The sequence below is a fragment of the Streptomyces sennicomposti genome (genome assembly GCF_019890635.1).
Lineage (GTDB): Bacteria > Actinomycetota > Actinomycetes > Streptomycetales > Streptomycetaceae > Streptomyces > Streptomyces sennicomposti.
Map to the genome: position 1 here is coordinate 20,717 of NZ_JAIOAB010000056.1, position 16,732 is coordinate 37,448.

12 protein-coding genes are annotated in these 16,732 nt (G+C 69.8%); 7 read left to right on the forward strand and 5 right to left on the reverse strand.

Features of this window, described 5'->3' with window-relative positions:
• Positions 1–124: 124 nt before the first annotated feature.
• From K7787_RS24990 to K7787_RS25005, 4 genes are read right to left on the reverse strand one after another with little or no spacing between them, the layout of a single operon-like run.
• Complete coding sequence (locus tag K7787_RS24990; RefSeq protein ID WP_308036465.1) at positions 125–709, reverse strand: hypothetical protein; 585 nt, start codon at positions 707–709, stop codon at positions 125–127.
• Entirely contained in the window at positions 691–1,191 is a 501-nt protein-coding gene (locus K7787_RS24995) for a hypothetical protein (RefSeq protein WP_009190975.1), read from the reverse strand. Before K7787_RS24995 ends, K7787_RS24990 begins: the two co-directional genes overlap by 19 nt.
• A 32-nt stretch (positions 1,192–1,223) precedes the next feature.
• A complete protein-coding gene (locus tag K7787_RS25000) occupies positions 1,224–3,533 on the reverse strand; it encodes a DUF6571 family protein (protein WP_223003028.1) in 2,310 nt (769 codons plus the stop codon).
• 10 nt (positions 3,534–3,543) lie between these two features.
• Entirely contained in the window at positions 3,544–4,023 is a 480-nt protein-coding gene (locus K7787_RS25005) for a hypothetical protein (protein WP_223003029.1), read from the reverse strand.
• A 588-nt stretch (positions 4,024–4,611) separates the two neighbouring features.
• Between K7787_RS25005 and K7787_RS25010 the strand changes: the two genes are divergently transcribed.
• The 6 genes from K7787_RS25010 (at position 4,612) to K7787_RS25035 (ending at position 10,446) form a co-directional block, all read left to right on the forward strand.
• The gene (locus tag K7787_RS25010) at positions 4,612–5,055 is read left to right on the forward strand and encodes a DUF2563 family protein (protein WP_223003030.1); all 444 of its coding nucleotides are present in this window, start codon (positions 4,612–4,614) and stop codon (positions 5,053–5,055) included.
• Between the two features lie 110 nt (positions 5,056–5,165).
• On the forward strand, positions 5,166–6,890 hold the full coding sequence (locus K7787_RS25015; RefSeq protein WP_308036466.1) for a hypothetical protein: 1,725 nt from the start codon (positions 5,166–5,168) through the stop codon (positions 6,888–6,890).
• A 99-nt stretch (positions 6,891–6,989) separates the two neighbouring features.
• Complete coding sequence (locus tag K7787_RS25020) at positions 6,990–8,216, forward strand: S8 family serine peptidase (protein WP_223003032.1); 1,227 nt, start codon at positions 6,990–6,992, stop codon at positions 8,214–8,216.
• 173 nt (positions 8,217–8,389) lie between these two features.
• A complete protein-coding gene (locus K7787_RS25025; RefSeq protein ID WP_223003042.1) occupies positions 8,390–9,580 on the forward strand; it encodes a S8 family serine peptidase in 1,191 nt (396 codons plus the stop codon).
• A gap of 181 nt (positions 9,581–9,761) precedes the next feature.
• A complete protein-coding gene (locus K7787_RS25030; RefSeq protein WP_247721267.1) occupies positions 9,762–10,067 on the forward strand; it encodes a WXG100 family type VII secretion target in 306 nt (101 codons plus the stop codon).
• Between the two features lie 79 nt (positions 10,068–10,146).
• Positions 10,147–10,446, forward strand: coding sequence for a WXG100 family type VII secretion target (locus tag K7787_RS25035; protein ID WP_019984689.1), 300 nt, complete (start codon positions 10,147–10,149; stop codon positions 10,444–10,446).
• 300 nt (positions 10,447–10,746) lie between these two features.
• Here the strand turns inward: K7787_RS25035 and eccCa are convergent, their stop codons facing one another.
• A complete protein-coding gene (eccCa, locus tag K7787_RS25040) occupies positions 10,747–14,718 on the reverse strand; it encodes a type VII secretion protein EccCa (protein WP_223003034.1) in 3,972 nt (1,323 codons plus the stop codon).
• A gap of 436 nt (positions 14,719–15,154) precedes the next feature.
• Here eccCa and eccD point away from each other — a divergent pair, with 436 nt between their 5' ends.
• Positions 15,155–16,663, forward strand: a complete 1,509-nt coding sequence (gene eccD, locus K7787_RS25045; protein ID WP_009190988.1) for a type VII secretion integral membrane protein EccD — start codon at positions 15,155–15,157, stop codon at positions 16,661–16,663.
• Positions 16,664–16,732 lie beyond the last annotated feature (69 nt).

A 16,732-nucleotide genomic window follows, 5' to 3' on the forward strand; every position in this document is an offset into this window, starting at 1 on the left:
CGTGCCGCATGGTCAAGTTAGCAACCGGCGGGAGGGAAAGGTTGAGTCATGTCCACTGTGAGCGTGATTGCCCACTGTGAAGGTTCCGTGCGGGCCGGGCGCTGTGCGTCGAGTGACAACCGGCTCAGGAACCGGGCCTGCAGGGCTGCTGTTTCTGGTAGGCGCCGGTGTAGCCGGTGATCAGGCTCTTCATAGCGTCCTCGTCCGGTCGACCGGGTTTCAGGACATCGACGAAGATGCTGATGTCCTCCTTGTCCACTCCAGCGCCGCGGCACTTGATCAGCGAGGCGGCGGCCCGGTCGGCGTACGCCACGGATCGGTCCCGCGTCGACTTCGGATCCTGTATGGAACCTCTGCGGTGCAAAATGAAGTACGCGGAGTCACCGACATCGATGCGCTCTCTGGTCACCCTCAGGACTACGTCGTCGTCCACGCTGACTTTGCAGAGTCCTTCACCATCCACGTTGAACGCGTGCTCCGGCACGGCGATACGACGGCCCGACGCGGGCAGCAGCGCGGACAGCGCGTCAGCGGGGACGGGAACCTCGCACACGACCTTCGGCACGGCGAACTCATGTCCGGGTTCATCCGCCGAGCACCCGACGAGGGCACCGGCGACGACGGCCAGGTAGGCGGCACCGCGCAAGGAGCACCTGATGGACTTCAGGGCGGTCTCCTCCAGCGGACCGGTCAGGACTCCGGCCGACACGGCTGCTGCTTCTTGTAGGCGGCTGTGTAGCTGGAGATGACGCCTTCCACCGCGTGCTCGTCGGTCCGCCCCGGCTTCAGGGTCATGATGAAAGTGCTGACATCCTCCGTCTGGAACCCGGCTCTGCGGCATTGGATCAGCGATGCCGCGGCCTGATCAGCGTAGGCGATCGCGCCTCCATCAGCGCTCTTCTGCTCGGCGGCGTGAAGCCGACTGCGCAGGATGTGACTCGCCGAGTCTCCCGGGTTGATCCATTCCGTGCTGACGATGAGCACCTTGGCTCCGTCGACCATGACATTGCACAGAACAGAACCGTCACTCGGCTCACCGTCCTGTTCGACAGCGATCTTCTTGCCGGACTCGGGAAGCACTCGGGAGAGTGCGTCAGTCGCGACGGGGACGCCACAGAGGCTCTTCGGTACCGCGAACTCCTGCTTCGGCTCCGAGGAGCAGCCGGCTGCCGCCACCGTTGCGGCGACCACTGAAGCGCAGCAGAGAAGGACAGTTTTGGTTTTCAATGTGCACTGCTCTCCGATTTCCACTGGGCGCCGTCGGAGTGGCTTAGGCCCGCCTGAGTCTGAGCGGCTCGCCGCAGATCGTCGGCGGTAGCGGAATTGATGCCCTGACTGTTGACCAAGGCGCGATCGACCGCGTCTCCGGCGGCATCGATGGCGCCCTTGCGTCCGTTCGCGTAGAGGTGGCCCGCCTCGCGCTCCGCATCGGACGCTGAGTCCTTCTCGATGCTCTTCATGATGGATTCCTGGATGTCTTCCGAAGCCCATTCAAGAGGAGCACCCGCGATGGGCACGCGCTCGCCGACCTTTTCGAGGCCCATGCCCAGGATCCGGTCGACCCACTTCTGCTTGTCGGCCGCGGCTTCGTTGAACTCCTTGTCCGAAGCGGCGTGGTACTCATAGATCGCATGCGCCCGGGCATCGCTCATGATGCCCGAGATCGTCGAACCAGGGGCGACCGCAGCGCTCACTCGCCCGTCCAGCGAGGCCGTCGAATCACTGCCGCCGTTGATCACATCGTTCACGACCTGGGACGTATAGGCCTGTTGCGCGCTGGTGATGGTCGCATAGGCGTGCGGGTCCTGACCCACGGCTCCCAGGAATTGAGCCACGTTCTCGCTGTTGAGGCCGGCCGGCTCGCCGAACGTGGGGAAGAGGCGGCTGTTCGGGTCCTCTTCGTACATCGCCCGCTGGAAGTCCCCCATGTACTCCGCGGTGATGTCGCCCAGGCTGCCCCGCATCGCGTACAGCGGTCCCGTCTCCTCGCTGTCCAGGTCGCCGTTCTCGTTGTGCCGCAGGAGTTCGGGGTCGTTGCCGAACTTGTCGACGATGTCGTGCACCAGGTGCGCCCGCGCCTCGGTGTGCTTGATGGCGGCGCCCGTGTCGTCGCTGTCGTAGGGGCGGCCCGTCGTCGCGGACTCCAGCGCGTGGCCGAGGGCCTCGGGACCGAAGGTCAAGGCCTTCTGCGACTTGTCCGCGTCGGCCATGACATTCGAGTCGTTGGTGTCGATCGTCCACTCGAAGTCCTTGTCGGTGAACAGGTCGAGATACGACTTGAAGCCGACGTCGCCGCCCTTCTTGACCGTGCCGTCCTCGTTGTAGGCAGTCGGAGGCTGGGTGAAGAACTTCTCCGACGCCTCGGGACTGTGGCCCAACGCCTCCAGCACGCTGTTGAGCGGATCGTTGCCGGACCCCAGCTTCCCGGACGGATTGAAGCCGTAGCCGTCCGGGCTGCCCGCCGGCTTGTTCATCAGGAAGCGGTACGGGTCCTCCTTGTGGAGCTGGGTGATGTGCTCCGCGATCGGGGTGAGGAACCGCGCGTCGTAGTTGCCGTAGCGCAGCAGGCCGCCGAGCACCTGATAGCCGAACGGCTTGCTCATCTGCCCTCGCTCCCAGCCGATCTCCTGGGTGCCCAACCGCCGGAACTGGGTGTTCCAGTCGTCCGACAGGTGGTACTTGTGGTCCGGGTCGGTGGCGTTGGCCAGCGTGTACCCCATGACCTTCTGCAGGTCCCGCACCTCGTCGAGCCGGGTCTTCGTCGCGTCGGCGCCGGTGCCGTCGACGGACATCTCGGCGTAGAACTGCAGCGTCTTCTCCGGCCCGCCGAGCCCCTGGTAGAACTGCGTCGCGAACTCGCCGTCCTTCTCACGGGAGTTGAACCGCAGCAGCCGGTTCAGCTCTCGCAGCTCCGCGTCGGACATCTCGTCGCCCTTGCGGGCCAGTTCCACCGCGCGCTCGGCCTCGGCGTCGTTCAGGGACTCGTACGCGCTGTGGCCCGCGTTGTGGGCGTCGTTGCCGTGGCTCTTGGCCAGGGCCCGGGCGACGGAGTCGTCGATCTCCGCGGCGTGCGACAGGATGTCGTTGATCCGGTTCTCCAACTCCTGCCGGGCGTCGAGCTGTTCCTGTGTCCGCTCGTCGGAGTCCCCCCGGATGTGCTGGAAGAAGCAGCGGACCTTGCCGCCCCCGATGTCCTCGACCCGGACGCCGAGATTGCTCGCGTCCTTGTGCACGGCATTCGTGATCTGTTTCTGCAGCGAGACGAGTTCGGTGTGGCCGTCGTCGAGCACCTGGTAGACGCTGTTCGCCTCGGTGTGCAGATCCGCGATCTCCTTGGCGGTCTTGGCGATGAACTCCCGCGTCACCGTGGCGTTGACGCCGGCCCACTGCGCCGCGTCCGACTTCGCCTGCAGCCCCGTACGCGCGCTCTCCGCCAGCCGCTTGAGATTGTCGACGGTCTTCTTCCAGTCCGATACGGCGGTACCGAGTTTGCCGAGGTCGACGTCGATGAGATCCGTGTACGTCAGTGTCATCGGCGTCTCCCTACTTGAAGTAGTCGTTCAGCGCGGACACCGACACGGCCGAGCCGTCCCGACTGCGCAGTTCCGCGGAGATCTGCGCGTCGTCCGACGCGTGGCGCGCCTTGGTGTAGTCGAGGTGGTTGGAGATGTGCGCGCAGGCCTGCAGCACCGACTTGACCTGCGTCGTCCACACCGAGACGGTCGTCTCCAGGGCGCCGCCGCTGGCGAACCCGCTGGACTTCAGCGCGGCCGCCGCCTGCATGGTGGACCCGGTGTCGCCCTTGCCCGACCCCGCCCCGGCGATGTCGGCCTCGGTCCTGAGCTTGTCCCACAGGATGTACGCCTCGTGCCCGACGGCGCCCAGGTCGTCCGTGTGCGCCACCAGATCGCCGGAGCCGCCGCCCCCGCTTCCCCCGCCCGGGTCCACATGGTTCAGGCGCATACCGGTCGACTGCCGCCCGGCCGCCTGCGCCTTGAGGTTCTCCCACTCGTCCCACGCCATGGTGGCCGCCTTCCCCGTGCGCCCGTTCCGCCGACCGCGCGGCCGGACGTCGATCTCCCGGTGTCGTGGTGCGCGGTCAAGTTAGCAACTCGGGGCGCGCGGAAACCGCGGTGTGCCGGCCGCGGGGCGCAGGTACGGCGCGTACGTGCGGGGGAGCGACGCGCTCGCGGGGGCGGCGGAAAACCGCCGGGTGGCGGCTCGCGTGACAAACCCGCAGGTCGCCCTGGAACGCCGGCCGACGGCGACCGGACCACCTATTCTCCGTCACCCGGAAGTGTGGAGGTTCCGTGGAAATCCGTACCGCGCCGGCACCCGCCCTCGGGCTCCCGCCTCCACGACCGGCGCGCGGGATCAGCCCCTTCGGCGTCAAGTCCCACACGGTCACCCCCGGTAGCGACGGCAAATCAGGCAAACCGATATGCCCCACGCGGGTTGTAACGAGGTTGGGCCACATCTGGGTTGGACCGGTTACCGGCCCTGACTAGAGTGGTGAGCGCGTTGTGAGGTGCGGCCCGCTTTGCGATTCCGCGAAGCGCACCGGCCGGTCGCCCGCGACGATGCGTACACGGGGAAACGGGGAGGAGTGTCGTGCTTCCGGACGACATGGTGGGAGGAGCGTCCCAGGCCAGAGGGGTTGACCTGGAGGCCAGCCGCGAGGCGCTGGAAGACTTCGTGAACCGGGTCGACGCGGTGCTGCGCGACCTGGAGTCCTCGGCGGGCAGCCCGACGAAGGTCGGCGCGCAGACGATCAGGCTTTCGTCCCTGACCGCGGCCGGTGAAAGCGTCTTCCCGGAGGCGCACGACCTGTACACGAACTACCACGCGGTGCACGAGGAGCTCACCACCCTCTCGAAGGCCCTGCATCTGCAGATCGAGGCGATCGGCATCGCGGTACAGGGGGCCAGCCACGGCTTCCAGAAGCTCGAAGAGGATCAGCGCCGACGGTTCTGGGAGATCCAGACGGAGATCGACAAGATCCAGAGGGCGAAGCCGCGTTCCAACGATGAGAAGGGCGGCGCGACCCTCCAATGAGCCACGACCACAAGGCCGACGAGCAGCGGGTCACGGCGCAGAACTCCCTGACGGACATCACCCGCACCGCCGACGACCTGCCGCAGGGTGGCGGTCTGTTCACCAGACTGGTGAACGGCACCCTGCGGGCGGTCGCCCACCAGAGCCCGTACGCGAAGACGGTGCAGCACAGCACCGACTTCGGCGAGACCACCCTCGGCCTCAACCAGTTGCTCGATCTGGTCGAGCAGACCGACCCTCACGACCTGGCGTCCTCCGGGCAGGCGCTGTGGGACGCACGCGACGCCATCAAGTCGGCGGCCGAGGAACTCGCGGGTCACATCAACAACGTCCGCTGGGTGGGCAAGGCGGGCGAAGCCTTCCGCGCCTGGGGCGGAGACTTGGTCGGCAAGACGCTCGAGCTGAGTGACTTCGCCGGCGGCGCCGGTGACCAGCTCGCCGCCTCCGCCGACGGCCTGGCGTCGGTCCGCAGCGCGATGCCGCCTCGTGACACCGAGGCCGACCGGAAGCGGCCCCATGAGTTCTCCGCAGCCGAGAAGGCCGCCAACAAGGAGGACTACGCGGCCGCCGTGAAGGTGGAGAAGAACCGCCAGGAAGCCATCAACCAGATGAACCGGCTGGCCTCCTACTACGCGGTGTCGAACGAGCAGTTGACGGCCGTGCGCAAGAAGGCCCCGACGTTCGACACGATGCCGGACGTGGGCGTACCTCGCCCACAGCGCGGGCAGCGTAACGACGTCCCCGCAGGTGCTGGCTCTGGCGGCGTAACGGGCCCCGGTTCGACGGCCGTGTCCGGTCATCACCAGGTAGTTGCCCCGGTGGCCCACGCCAGCGGACACGACACGGTCGACAGCCCGACGCCGGTGCGCCACGTCACGGAAGGTGGAGAACGCACTCCGACTCCGGTCGGCCATGTGCCCGTCGATACCCCTGACGTCGGTACCGGCATCGACAGCGTCGGCACGCTGCCCCCTCCAACGACCACACCGCAGACGGTCTCCACTCCGCCGGTCACCGGTAGTCCCGCTCCGAACGGCGGTCATACCAGCGTCTTCGAAGGCGGCCTCGGCATGCCGCTTCCGGGCAACTCCTCGGGTGGAGGCGTCGGCCGGGCGGGCGGGTTCCGAACCCCCGCGTCGTCCCAAGGGCGGATCGGCGCCTCCGGCCCGGGCGCGGCCGGCTCGGGACGTTTCCCGGGGCAGGGAGCCGGCAACCAGATGGGGCGCGCCACGTCGACCGGCCAGTCGATGGGGAAGGGCGCGCAGGCGGGGGCCAGGTCCTCGTCGACCCCCATGGGGCGAGGCGTCACAGGGGGCACTCCCCGGGCAGGGGCCACCCCGGGCCAGCGTGCGGCCGGTGGCCCGACCGCGGGGGCGGGCCGTGGCAACGGCGTTGTCGGGGGGCGCCCTTCGGCGACCGGCAGGTCGGAGAAGGGGAGCGGTTCGAGAATTCCCCGGGGCACCGTCATCGGAGCCGAGGAAGCGGCCGGATCCCGTTCGCAGACGGGCAGGTCGTCCGGCCGAGGTGTCTTCGGCGCACCCGAGTCCGCTCAGCGGCCGGGAACCGGGAGAGGAGTGTCGGCCGCTCGTGGCAGTGCCGCACCGGCCGAGGGTGTGACCGGCAAGCCGACCGCGCGCAACTCGTCCGGCCGGGCTGAGCGCAATGGGCTGACGCGGGGTGGCGCCGGTCTCGTACGCGGTCCCGGCAAACGGGCGAAGCGTGAGGACGAACGCGACGAGCAGGACGCACCGCGCCCTGACTGCAGGCACGAGGAGAACGAGACCACCCACCCGCCCACCGAACCGCGGCGCGATGTGCCGCCGGTCAGCCACTGAGCGCGAGCGAGGACGTACAAGGCCATGAAGTCAGCGACCAGCCGACGAACCGAGCGAGCGGCGCCCCTCGGGGGGAGCCGTGGACGGCGAGTACGCGCGGTGGGCGCGGTCGTCGGTGCGCTGGCGGCCCTGAGCGTGGGGTTCGCCCCCAACGCCACGGCGTACGACGCGCAGTCGAAACAGTGGTATCTGCAGCCGATGCAGGCCGAGAAGATGTGGAAGATCAGCACCGGAAAGGGTGTGAAGGTCGCGGTCATCGACGGCGGCGTGAACCCGGACACGCCTTCCCTCGAGGGGCAGGTGCTGGCGGACGAGACACCCAAGTCCGTTGCCTACCAGGCCACTGAGGACTACGACGGCCACGGCACGACCATGGCCGAGTTGATCGCCGGCACGGGTGCAGGCGGTGGTCTCAAAGGATTGGCTCCCGGCGCGAAGATCGTCCCGTACCGTGTCGCCCTCGACAGCTCGCCGAAAGAGGGCGACAAGAAGGTTCCCGAAGACTGGCAGGCGATCAGGGCGGCGGCCGATACCGATGCCAAGATCATCAGCATGTCCATCGGCGGTCTCTACGACCCTAAGGAAGAGGAAGCGATTGAATACGCGGCTTCCAAGGGCAAGCTGATGATCGCGGCGGTGGGGAACGCAGGGCGCGGCAAGGGAGACATCGACTACCCGGCCGCCGCGAACTACGTGATCGGCGTCTCTTCGATGGACGCCTCCGGCACCGTGTCGAAGTTCTCCTCCCACGGAAACTACGTCGACCTGACGGCACCGGGCGAAGGAATCCCCGGCTGGTGCGACGCCACCTTCCGTTCCTACTGCGACGACTACAACGGAACGAGCCCGGCCACCGCCATAGCCGCGGCCTCCGCCGCACTCATCTGGTCCGCCCATCCCGACTGGACGGTGAACCAGGTCACTCGCGCCCTGATCGACACGGCCGGTCGCAGCTGGCCCAAGAACGACCCCAGCCAGTACCTGGGCTACGGGGCGATCAGGCCGAAGAACGTCCTGGCGAACCCGCACTACGATCCGGGACCGCCGAACGTCGACCCGCTCGCGAAGGAGAACGGCGGCGACCTGCTCGCCAAGTCCGGAACCGCCCAGGCTTCACCGAAGCCGTCCGCAACCGGCTCCGCCTCCGCATCAGCCGCGTCACAAGCCCCGCAAAAGACTACGACCGGCGGCACATCTGCGGCAGGATCGAGTGCGGAATCGACCGGTGACAGCAACACGTTGTGGATCGTGCTCGGCGCTGTAGCAGCGGTGGTCGTGCTCGGCGGTGGCGGCTTGGCCGTCGCACGTGTCCGGCAGGGCAGGTGATGGCATCGCGTAGGTCTGGTGCCGCAGGTAGTCAACCGAGCCCGGATGAGGACACGTAATCCATGAAGTCAGGGACCAGCCGAAGCGCCGAGCAGGCTGTGCTCCTCAGGTCGCCGTACGGACGCCGAGTCCGTGCTGTGGTAGCGGTCGCCGGTGCCCTGGCCGCCGCCGGTCTGGGGTTCGCTCCGAGTGCCGCAGCCTCCGACGCCCAGTCCCAGCAGTGGTACCTGGGGCCGATGCAGGCCGAGCAGATGTGGAAGACCAGCACCGGAGAGGGCATCAAGGTCGCGGTCATCGGCACGGGAGTCAACCCGGACACCCCTTCCCTCCGTGGGCAGGTCCTTCAGGGTGTGGACGCCCTGGTCAAGGACGGGCTCGCCAAGGGCAGTGCCACGCAGACGGACGACACCACGGGACAGGGCACCACGGCCGCCGAACTCATCGCCGGGACGGGCAAGGGCGGGGGCTTGAGGGGGCTCGCACCAGGGGTGAAGATCATCCTGATCCGGGTGCCGGCCCTGAAGCACGATGAGCTACCGGACCCGAACTACCCGCTCGCCACGGCGGTGAGGGCCGCTGTCGACAGTGGTGCGAAGATCATCGACTTCGCGGTCGGCAACCAGTACCCGATCGGCACGCAGATCGTCGGCGACGTGGCGTTCGACTACGCCGTCAAAAAGGGTGTGTTGATGGTCGCGGGCACTGGGGACAACAGAAAAGAAGGAAACAAGACCCAGTACCCGGCGGCGTATCCGCATGTGGTCGGCGTGGCCTCCAGCGGCAAGGACTGGGAGGTCTCCTCGACCTCCCAGTACGGCGACTACGTCGATCTGGCCGCGCCGGGGGAAGACGTACCCCGGTGGTGCGACGCCAAGTTCCAGCGGTACTGCCAGGACGGAGGCGGGACCGTGGCGGCTTCGGCGCTCGTGTCCGCTTCAGCGGCCCTCGTGTGGTCCGCTCACCCCGACTGGACGGCCAACCAGGTCCTGGGTTCCCTGATCGACACGGCCGGCCGCTCGTGGCCGAAGGACGATCCCAGCAAGTACGGTGGCTACGGTGCCGTTCGGCCGCGTATGGTCGTGGAGAACGCCGGTTACAAGGCCGGACCGGCAGACGTCGATCCGCTCGGGGCGGAGAACGGCGAGAGCGCGGCGCCCGAGCCGTCCGCAGCCGGCTCCGCTTCCGCATCAGCCGCGTCACAAGCCCCGCAAAAGACTACGACCGGCGGCACATCTGCGGCAGGATCGAGTGCGGAATCGACCGGTGACAGCAACACCCTGTGGATCGCGCTCGGCGCGGTAGCCGCGGTCGTCGTGCTCGGCGGTGGCGGTCTCGCCGTCGCGCGGGCACGGCGCGGCAGGTGACGGCATGTCATGAGCCGTCTGCATGACCCACACCTGCATCGCAGGGGCATGCAGCAAACGTCCACCGCCGCGATGCGACATGCGGCGAGGGGCGCACAGTTGGACCCGAGACAGACAGAGAGAGGGGCGGTCTCACATGGCCGGCGGCAAGCAGAAGCTCGAAGATGATGCAGTTGTCCACATGCAGCAGCGGATGGTCGAGAAGTACGACAACATCCGCAAGCGCGTGCACAACCTGCAGGGCGTGATCGACAGCCTCGAAGGCCAGTGGCAGGGCATCGGCCGCGCCGCCTTCGACAAGAAGCAGATCGAGATCAACACCTCGCTGCAGAACATCGGCAACATCCTCGGTGAGGTCATCGAGGCCATGACCTCGACGCGCAACATCAAGGACAGCAAGGAGGACGAGGTCCGCGCGTCCGTCAACAAGATCGACGTCAGGGACGGCGCCTCCAGCGTGCCGTCGTCAGCCCTCAGCTCCTACTGAGCCGGACCGCGACAGCCGGTCACGTCAGCGGATCGGCTGACACACCCGACAGACACACCAGCGAGACGAGGTAGCACATATGGCCAACAACGCCGAGGGCCTGTCCGTCACTTATAGCGGGCTCGACAGGGCAGCGATCGACATCCGCAACCAGGCGTCCCAGCTCGACCACGATCTGGACGAGCTGCGGAAGCTGGTGACGGACAGCCTCCGCTACTGGGAGGGCGAGGCCCAGAGCACCTTCCACGAGAAGCTGCACCGCTGGGACAAGGAGGCCACGGACATCCACGAGGCGCTGACCGGCATCGGCAACGTCGTCTCCCAGTCCGGCGGCACCTACCAGGAGGGCGACAAGAAGGCGGCCAGCTACTTCCACTAGGAAGCGGCCGTACGAAGCGGAGTCCGGGGTGGGCGCGCGCGGGAGGCGCCCACCCCGTCGTCGTGTCCGCACGCGGACCGCGCCGCCGTGCCACCGCGCGTCCGGGCCGCAGCCGCGCCCGTCCTGTGTTCGGGACGCCTTCCGGCAGCACAGGGGCCGGCGTACGGCGAGCGCGCGCCCACAGGTGACTGGACCAGGCGCGTACAGCGAGCGCCCGCCCCGCACTGACCGGACCAAGCTGCCGTACGGGGAGCGCCTGCTCCGGGTCCCCCGGAGCGGGCGCTCAAGATTCGGCTCGGCTCAGTTCCCTTCGGGCACCAACCCCACCTGCACCAACGGCCGCCCCTGCCGCCGCGAGACGAACACGCCCCGACCGGGCGGCATCGGGCGCGGGCGGACGTTGGCGAGGAGTTCGCCCTCGGTCGGGTCGCCCGCGAGGACGACGCCCTGTGCGCCGAGTTCCTTGATGCGCTGCATGAACGCCTCGTAGCCCGCGCGGCCCGCGCCCGCCGTGGAGCGGGCGATGATGAAGCGGACGCCCACGTCGCGGGCGAAGGGCAGGAGTTCGGTGAGGCCGGCCAGCGGGTTGCCGCTGGACGTCGACACCAGGTCGTAGTCGTCGATGACGACGTACACCGTCGGCCCGCGCCACCAGCTGCGGTCGCGCAGCTGCTCGGGCGTGACGTCCGAGGTCGGCGTGCGGCGCTGCATCAGGTCGGCCAGCGCGTCCATGTGGTGCTGCATCTGGTTCGACATGGGGATGTACTCCGCCAGATGGCTGGTCGGGGTCACCCCCAGCAGCGAGCGGCGGTTGTCGACCACGAACAGCTTGCAGCTGTCGCCGTCGTAGCGCTCGGTCAGGCGCCGGATGAGCAGCTTCAGCAGGTTCGACTTGCCGGACTCGCTCTCGCCGAAGACGAGGAAGAACGGGTCCTGGTCGAAGTCCACGAAGACCGGTTCGAGGTTGTCCTCGTCCAGGGCGAAGGAGACGCCCCGGTTCGGGAAGCGGTCGCCCGGCGGCAGCTGCGCCGCGGGGAACTCCCGCGGCAGGAGCCGCACTTCGGGCGCGCCGGGCTGCTGCCAGTGCCGGCTGACCTCGGCGGCCAGCGCCGTCGCCGCATCCGCCAGGTCGGTGTCGGAGGACAGGCCGTCGATCCGCGGGACCGCCGCCATGAAGTGCTGCTTGAGCGGCGTCTGGCCGCGTCCGGGCACGCCCGTGGGCACGTTGGCCGCCACCTTGCGGTCGAACTCGGAGTCCATCGGGTCGCCGAGCCGCAGCTCCAGGCGGTTCATCAGGTGGTCCTTGAGGTTGGAGCGGACCTCCATCGAACGCGACGCGGTCAGGACGAGGTGGATGCCGTAACCGAGGCCGCGGGCCGCGATGTCCAGCACCAGCGGCTCCAACGCCTCGTACTCGGTGCGGAAGTTGCCCCAGCCGTCGATGACCAGGAAGACATCGCCCCACGGCTGGTCGGTGACCGAGATGTCGCCCTTGGCGCGGCGGCTGCGGAACTCGGCGATGGAGGAGACGCCCGAGGCGCGGAAGTACTCCTCGCGCCGGGTCAGCACGCCGTACACCTCGGCCGCGGTGCGCCGCACCTTCTCCGGGTCGAGCCGGGAGGCGATCCCGCCGACGTGCGGCAGACCAGCCAGCGAGGACAGGCCGCCGCCGCCGAAGTCCAGCCCGTAGAACTGCACTTCGTGCGGGGTGTGGGTGAGCGCGAAGGAGGCGACCAGGGAACGCACCAGCGTCGACTTGCCGGACTGCGGACCGCCGATGATCTGCATATGGCCGGCGGCCCCGCCGAAGTCGACCCACAGCGGGTCGCGCCGCTGCTCGTACGGCTTGTCGACGATGCCCACGGGCACGATCAGCCGGCCCGCGCCCTCGTAGCCGGGCTGGGTCAGACCGCGGCCGGGCACCGGGGCGAGCCCGGGCAGCAGCGAGTCCAGCGACGGCGGGCTGTCCAGCGGCGGCAGCCACACCTGGTGGGCGGCCGGACCCTGCGCCTCAAGACGCCGCACGATCACGTCGAGGACGGTGTCGGCGAGCGCGTCGTCCTTCTCGTCGGGGCGCGGCTCCTGCCGCTGCTGCGGCACCGCCGCGTAGCGCACCGGGACCTCGGCCGCCGTGAACAGGACCGGGCGGCGGTCCACGGGCAGCCGCCCGCCGAGCGCCGCGGCGTGCTGCGAGCCGGTGCGGTACACGCCGGAGACGTACGCCGCCTTGAAGCGGACCATCTCGTCGGTGCCGAACTTCAGGAAGCCGGAGCCGGGGATGTTCGGCAACTCGTAGGCGTCGGGCACACCGAGCGCGGCGCGCGACTCGGCCGCGGAGAAGGTGCGCAGACCGACGCGGTAGGACAGGTACGTCTCCAGGCCGCGCAGCCGGCCCTCCTCCAGGCGCTGCGAGGCCAGCAGCAGATGCACGCCGAGCGAGCGGCCGATACGGCCGATCTGGACGAACATGTCGATGAAATCGGGCTTGGCGGTGAGCAGTTCGCTGAACTCGTCGATGACGAGGACGAGCGAGGGGATCGGCTGCAGCGGGGCGCCGGCCGCGCGGGCCTTTTCGTAGTCGTGGATGTTGGCGTAGTTGCCCGCGTCGCGGAGCATCTCCTGGCGGCGGTTGAGTTCGCCGCGGATGGAGTCGCCCATCCGGTCCACGAGCGTGAGGTCGTCGGCGAGGTTGGTGATCACGGCGGCGACGTGCGGCAGTTGGGCCATGCCCGCGAACGTGGCGCCGCCCTTGAAGTCGGCGAGGACGAAGTTGAGCGTCTCGGAGGAGTGGGTGACCGCGAGGCCCAGGACCAGGGTGCGCAGCAGCTCCGACTTGCCGGAACCGGTGGCGCCCACGCACAGGCCGTGCGGGCCCATGCCCTCCTGCGCCGCCTCCTTGAGGTCGAGCATGACGGGCCGGCCGTCCTCGCCGAGACCGATCGGCACCCGCAGCCGCTCGGCCTGGGCGCGCGGCCGCCAGGTGCGCTTGGGGTCGACGGAGGCGGCGTCGCCGAGGTTCAGCAGATCGGTGAACTCCAGGTTGGCGAGCAGCGGTTCGTCGTCGTCACCGCCGGAGGCGACCCGCAGGGGCGCGAGTTGCCGTGCCAGCGCCTCGGCGGCCTCGTACGACAGGACGTCGGGCGTCCCCTCGTAGACCATGCCGTGGGCGGACTCCAGACGCAGTTCCTGGGGGCGTACGACGATGGACAGGTCGCCGCGGCCGGCGGTGAGTTCGCCGGGCACGACCTCCAGGACCGTCACGCCCTGCAGGCCCTCGGGGGAGGCCAGCAGCGAGGTGGGGGACAGGGAGACGCCGTCGAGGACGACCACCAGGTGCGGCTGCTCGGGGACCGGCGCCCCGCCCGGGTGGAAGCGCGGCCGGCCCTGCAGCCGGGCGCCGAGCAGGTCCTCCAGCTCCTGCGGGTCGGCCGCGATCAGCCGCCGGCTGCCCGCGCCGTCCGTGACGCCCGGGGCCTGGCTGTGCGGCAGCCACTTGGCCCACTCCCACTCGGGCGTGGTGTCCCGGTGCGCGGCCACGGCGACGACCAGGTCCTCGGGGGAGTGCAGGGAGGCCAGCGAGCCGACCAGGGCGCGGGTCGTGCCGCGCACGGTCGCCGGGTCGCCGCTGACCGTCACGTGGTAGAAGGCGCGCAGCGAGACCGCCATGGGCAGGTCCTCGAGCGTGCCGTGGGTGGCGAGGAAGCGCTGCATGGCGCCCGCGGTCAGCGGCTCCAGCTGGTCCACCGGGGCGGTCTCGGGCGCGAGCAGCGGGGTGGCCAGGGCCTGCGGGCCGAGGCCCACCCGGACCTGGCCGAAGTCCTCGTCGCCGGTGCGCCGTTCCCACACCCGGCTGCCCTCGGCGACCAGCGCCCACAGTTGCTCGGGCGAAGGGTGCAGGTAGTACTGGGCGTCGCGCTGGGCCTTGGCGGTGTCCAGGGCCGCGCGCCGGGTCTGCGAGAGATAGCGCAGGTAGTCGCGGCGGATGTCGGCCATCTGCCCCTGGTTGCCGCGGCGGTAGCGCACCAGCATGGAGACGCCCATGGCGACCGTGGAGGCGATCATCACCATGCCCATGATCTTCATGAACGGCTGGGCGTTCGGGTTGAAGAAGAACACCACCGAGCCGCCCATGCCGAGCATGGGCAGCAGCTGCATCAGCGCGCCCTCCTGCTGCCCGCGGGGCAGTTCCGGCGGGGGTTGCAGCACGATCTCGTCCGTGGGCACGTCCTTCGGCAGTGCCCGTGGTGGGCGCTTGACGACGATATGGCTCACTACGCACCAATTCCCTTGCCCGACCGAGGTGTTCTGTCCGCCGCCCCGTGTCAGGCGGACGCCGATCGCGAACCGCGATCCTACTGACAACCGGCGCCGCCGGTGGGCGGTAGGGTGCCGGTGGGACGTGTGAGCAGGTGCGAATCGGTCCGGCGAAAACGGGCGATTCACGGCGTTCGCAGCGGACGGCCCCCGCACCCGCCCGGCCGGGCGGCGCGAGCGGCCGGCGGCCGGGACGACGCCACACGGACTCCCGGCGGAACGTGCACACGATCTTCACGGCCGGTCAGCACGCTTGCGGCCGGTGGGCACGCTTCACGGCCGGTGGGCACGCGGACGTGCCGGCCGGCCGCACCGACGCCGGCCGCCCGGCAGCACCACCACCGAGACGGCCGACCGGCCGCACACCGACGACGAGGGGGAACAGCAGGTGAGCATGACGGCCTCCGCGCCGGGCGGCGCCACCACCGGACCCGGCAGCGAGGGTCACCCGGCAGCGGGCACCGGACTCGGCTTCTGCCGGGTCACCATCGTGGCGCCCGACAGCCGCATCGACGTGGCCCTGCCCGACGACGTACCGGTCGCCGACCTGTACCCGGAGATCCTGCGGCTCTCCCAGCAGAGCCCGGACGAGGGCGCCCCCGTCGGCTACCACCTCGTCCGCCGCGACGGCACCGTCCTCGACAGCGCCCGCTCCTTCGCGGCGCAGCGCATCCTCGACGGCGAACTGCTCACGCTGCGGCCGTTCGCCGAGTCGCTGCCGCCCGCCGTCTTCGACGACGTCTCCGAGGCCGTCGCCTCCGCCGTCACCCGCGACCGCGCCCTGTGGAGCGGCGACCTGACCCGCGCCGCCGGACTCGTCGCCGGCGGCATCCTGCCCGCCCTGCTGGCCTTCGTGGCCTGGAGCTCCCAGCTCCGCCACGACATGCACAGCCTCCAGGGCGTCCTCGCCGCCATCGCTGGCGTCCTGCTGGTCACCATCGCGTGCGTGCGCGCACGGGTGTACGACGACGCGGGCTCCGCGATCGCCCTCGGTCTGGGCGCCCTGCCCAACATCGCCGTGGCCGGCTCCGGACTGCTCCCGCTGGACGCCGGGGAGGGCATCGGCCGGCTCCAGTTCCTGCTGGCCTGCGCGGCCGTGCTGGTCGCCGCCCTGGTGCTCACCCTGGTCTCGCCCGGCGGCGACGGACCCTTCGTGGCGTTCGTCTGCGCCTCCGCGATCGGCCTGATCATCACCTTCATCGGCATCCTGACCGACCTCAGGCCCATCGAGACGGCCGCCGTCTGCGCCCCGGTGTCGGTGGGCGCGCTGGCCTTCCTGCCCGGTCTCTCGATGCGCTTCGCCCGGCTGCCCATCGGCTTCGAGGCCCCGAACCCGTCCCGGGGCGGCTACGCGGAGGGCGAGCCGAACGCCTACGAGCCCGTCGACGCCGATCGCGTCGCGGCCCGCGCCCGCCGCGGCCACGAACTGCTCGTCGGCCTCGTCGGCGGCTGCGCGCTCGTCTCGGTGGGCGCCTCGATCGTCCTCGGCTTCTCCAGCGACGTATGGGCGCAGCTGCTGGCGCTCGCGACCGGCGTCGCGATGCTGATGCGGGCGAGCCTGTTCCGCTACACCGCCCAGGTCGCCGCCACCCTGGCCGCCGGCCTGTCGGCGCTGGTCTTCCTCGGCCTCGGGCTGGCGCTGAACCCGCCGTGGGACTACGTCCGCCAGGCGCTCCAGGGCGACACCACGCCCCTCGACATCCGCAGCGTCTGGCTGGTCGCGGCGGTCGCCGGGGCGGCGGCCCTGGTCACCGCGATCGGCCTGATCACCCCGCGCCGCGGCGTCACCCCGTTCTGGGGCCGCTTCCTGGAGATCGCGGAGAGCTTCGTCCTGCTCACCCTGGTCCCGCTCACCCTGGCCGTCTTCGACGTGTACACCACGGTCCGGGCGATGACCAGCTGACACGACGAAACGGCCGGCCCGTCGGCGGCCGTGAACGGACCAAAGGGGCGGCACGCGCGCGTGCCGCCC